This window comes from Mesorhizobium sp. M7A.F.Ca.CA.002.05.1.1 (assembly GCF_003998335.1).
GTDB lineage: Bacteria > Pseudomonadota > Alphaproteobacteria > Rhizobiales > Rhizobiaceae > Mesorhizobium.
The window spans coordinates 1-4,137 of sequence record NZ_RZQI01000542.1; the positions used below are offsets into that span (position 1 = coordinate 1).

Genomic DNA, 4,137 nt, shown 5'->3' on the forward strand with positions numbered 1-4,137 from the left:
GGTCACGGCTGGTGCCACCACGACCGGCCAGGTCAAGCTTCAGACGACGGGCGACCTGACGATGGCGGTCGGCGCCAAGGTCAGCGGAATCGATCCGGTGCTGTCAGCCATGGGCAGGTTCGTCAACAACCGCGGCAGCGACGCTGTCACCGCAACCAGTGGCCGCTGGCTGATCTATGCGGCAAACCCAACCGGAAACACATTCGGCAATCTCGACAGCGGCAACACGGCGGTCTGGAACACGACGGCCGGCGCCACGGTGAGCGCGACCGGCAACCGCTACGTCTTTAACTATCAGCCGACGCTGACCTTGAAGTCCGAAAATGCGGCCAAGACTTATGGCGATACCGCCATGCCGGCACTGACCTATACGGTGTCGGGCTATCAGGCGGGCGTCACCAATGCCTATCTCGGCGACGCTGCCGCCAATACATTTGGCGGCGCGCCGTCGCTCTCCACCGCCACGCTGTCAGGCAACGAACAAGTCGGCAGCGGGCCCTATGCGATCAGCATCAGCACCGGCAACGTCGCTGCCTCGAACGGCTACGCCCTTGCCTTCAACAGCGCCGGCCTGCTCTCCATCGCCAAGCGTGCGGTGACGGTGATAGCGACATCAGGGCAGGGCAAGACCTATGGCGATGTCGATCCGTCATCCTACGCCTACAGCGTTTCGAGCCTGGGCACCGGCGTGGCGTTGGTCGGCACACTCGGCCGTGATGTCGGCGAGAATGCCGACATGTACGCCATCGGCCAGGGCACGCTGACCAACGGCAACAATTCAAACTATGACATCACCTATGTCGGAGCCGATTTCACCATCGGCAAAAGGGCGGTGACAGTCACCGCCAGCGCCGCCCAGGGCAAGACGTATGGCGATGGCGATCCATCGTCCTATGGCTATACCGTTTCAAATCTCGGCAGCGGCGCATCGCTGCTTGGCGCACTCGATCGCGTGACCGGCGAGAATGCCGGCACCTATGCCATCGGCCAAGGCAATCTCGGCGTGTCGAACGCCAATTACGCCATCACTTATGTCGGCGCCAACTTCACCATCGACAAACGGGCGGTGACCGTTACTGCCAATGCGGGCCTGGGCAAGACCTACGGCAATGCCGATCCATTGTCCTATGGCTACGCCGTTACCGATCTCGGCACCGGCGTCGCCCTTGTCGGCGCTCTCGGTCGGTCAGCCGGCGAGGGCGTCGGAACCTATGCGATCGGCCGCGGCAGCCTCACCGATGCCGCCAATGCGAATTACGACATCAGCTATGTTGGCGCCGGGTTCAGCATCGGCAAACGCGCCGTCACGGTCACGGCGGATAGCGGCTTGAGCAAGACCTATGGTGACAGCGATCCGCTGTCCTACGGCTACACTGTCTCGGATCTGGGCACTGGAACGGCACTTGTCGGCGCACTGGATCGTGCTGCCGGTGAGAATGCCGGCAGCCATGCGATTGGCCGCGGCACGCTCACTGATGCCGCCAACGGCAATTACGACATCAACTATGTCGGCGCGAACTTCAGCATCGGCAAGCGGGCGATCACCGTCACGGCCAATGCCGGTCAAGGCAAGATCTACGGCGACAGCAATCCCTCGTCATTCGGCTACAGCGTTTCGGATCTTGGTAGCGGAGCGCTGCTGGTCGGTGCTCTCGACCGCGCGGCCGGCGAGACTGTCGGCAATTATGCGATCGGCCAGGGCACGCTGACCAACGCTGAGAATAGCAATTATGCCATCAGCTATGTCGGTGCCGGTTTCAGTATTGGCAAGCGTGCAGTAACGGTGACGGCGAATGCCGGCCAGGGCAAATCCTATGGCGATGCCGACCCGTCATCCCTAGGCTATACCGTCTCCGATCTCGGTAGTGGCGCGGCGTTGACCGGTGCTCTCGATCGCGCCGCTGGTGAGACTGTCGGCGGCTATGCAATGGGGCAAGGCGGCATCACCAACGCCGCGAACTCAAACTATGACATCAGCTATGTCGGCGCGGACTTCAGCATCGGCAAGCGGGCCATCACCGTGGTTGCGGATGCGCAGAGCCGGCCACAAGGGACGGCCAATCCGCCACTCACCTACACGGTCGGCGGCTTGGGGCTGGTCAACGGCGACATGTTCGCGGGCGGCCTTTCGACCGAAGCCACCACTGCAAGCATGCCCGGCATTTACGCCATCGAGCAAGGCAGCCTGACCATCTCGGCCAATTACGAGTTGACCTATGTCGGCGCGGACCTGGTGGTGCAGCCTGCCAACGCGGTGCCGCCAACCGAAGCCGCCAGCGTCGTCGTCCACAATGCCGACATGCATGGCGGCGGTCAGCCGCCCCCTATCTTCTTTGCCGGCCAGCCCTCCGATGGCGGGACGCAGACGCTGGTCGAGGATCCGCGCCTGAACGGTCCCGCCCTCTGCCAGGGCATCGGAGACATCGCGTCCGTCTGCACTGTCGCGTCGGTTCAGTAGGCGTTTGCCCCCCATCTCGTATCGGAAAAGCCGGAGCCCCGACAATCGCCGGAGGCGCCGTGCGATCATTGTCAGTCTGCGTCAGCCGTTTGGATAGTAGCCGCCATCGGCGCCGTCGCCGATGTAGAAGCCGCCGCCTGAATCGTCTTGCAGTCGCTGATCCAAGTTCTCAATCTGGCTGAGCAAACCTTGGTATGCGCCGCCGTCAGTGGCCGAGCGATGGATGCTGTCGGCCCTCATCATCAGATCGTGCTCCTGCTCAGGGGTGATCGCCTTGGCCTCCCTTGCCTCGACGATCCCTTGCTTGACGCCCTGCAACTGGTCCAGGACGGCTCTAGCCTCGACAGACATGCGCTGCGGTTCGACCCTGTGGCGGTGTACCGCGTAAGCACTCGATAGCGGCACGGCCGCCAGTAGCGATGCGATTGCTATGATCCTTGGTGTGACATTGCGCATGGTCGCGCCTCCCTTCAACGGGAAAGCGGTGTGGATATCGCTTTCCGGACACGGGCAATCTCCTCCGTCGCGTCGCGGTGATCCTGTCATCGCCGGCGGTTCGTGGCCCGCAATATCCATATAGAGGCGTTCCAATCCCTGGGCTGGCAAGGAACGGAAAGTTGACAGATTGTGATCGCGGAGAGACCCGGCATGTCGTGCTGCCACAGCCCGGCAGCGGGCGTGCTGGCTACATGCGCATCAGCAGGCCGCCATCGACGGCAAGTTCGATGCCGGTGATGTAGCTCGCCGCGTCGGAGAGCAGGAACAGGGCCGCGTTGGCCATGTCCTGCGGCGTGCCGATGCGGCCGAGCGGCGCGTAACTCGCCACGGCCGAACGCTTCTCCTCGGTGTCCCAGCGCGCCTGCAGCGGGGTCAGCGCCATGCCGGGACAGATGGCGTTGGAGCGGATGCGTTCGCCGGCCAACTGCATGGCCAGCGATTTGGACAGCGCGCAGACGCCGGCCTTGGATGCCTGGTAGGCGTCCTGCGGGTTGGCGTCGCCGCGATACCACTGGATGGTCGAGAAATGCACCATGGCGCCGCCGCGTCCGCCCGCGCGCATGTGGGGTACGACCGAGCGCGCCGTGTGTACGAAGGATTTCAAATTGATGTTGAACACCTCGTCCCAGACGTCGAGATCCATCTCGAGGGCCGATTTGTCGCGGCCGAACCACAGCACGCCGGCGACATTGGCGAGATAGTCGATGCCACCGCGCTCGCGGCCCGCCGTGCCGATCGTCTGTTCGACAAAGGCGGCGTCGGTGAGATCGCCCTGCGCGAAGGCGAGCCTGTCGTCATAGGCGGCGAGGGACGCAGGACGCTGCTTGACGTCGATGGCAGTGACAGAGGCACCGGCATCGAGCAGCGCCAGCGTGATCGCCTCGCCCATGCCGCCGCCTGCGCCGGCCACGACCGCATGCCTGCCGGTGAAATCGTAAGCGATCATCTGAACCCCTCGTCTGTTCCTGCCAAAATGCAGATCGAAGGGACAATAGGGGCGGACCAAAATTCCATCAAGCGGTATTAGAAAAAATTTGCCAAAATGGAAAATAGCGATATCGTACCCCAAATGACCTCTCAGCTCGGATGGATTTCAACAGCATGAACCTGCATTCCGGCGCGCGGACCTTTTCCGTGATTTCTCCCGTCGACGGCTCGACCTATACGACGCGCTCTTATGC

General features: G+C 62.8%; 3 protein-coding genes. 1 reads left to right on the top strand and 2 read right to left on the bottom strand.

What is annotated here, in order from left to right; translation table 11 throughout:
- On the top strand, positions 1–2,458 hold a 2,458-nt coding region (locus tag EN939_RS38160; protein ID WP_272483109.1), incomplete at its 5' end, for a beta strand repeat-containing protein.
- Between the two features lie 81 nt (positions 2,459–2,539).
- Here EN939_RS38160 and EN939_RS23480 read toward each other — a convergent pair.
- Both EN939_RS23480 and EN939_RS23485 read right to left on the bottom strand, forming a co-directional pair.
- The gene (locus EN939_RS23480; protein ID WP_127270038.1) at positions 2,540–2,914 is read right to left on the bottom strand and encodes a hypothetical protein; all 375 of its coding nucleotides are present in this window, start codon (positions 2,912–2,914) and stop codon (positions 2,540–2,542) included.
- Positions 2,915–3,143: 229 nt separating this feature from the next.
- A complete protein-coding gene (locus EN939_RS23485; protein WP_127270039.1) occupies positions 3,144–3,902 on the bottom strand; it encodes an SDR family NAD(P)-dependent oxidoreductase in 759 nt (252 codons plus the stop codon).
- Between the last annotated feature and the right edge of the window lie 235 nt (positions 3,903–4,137).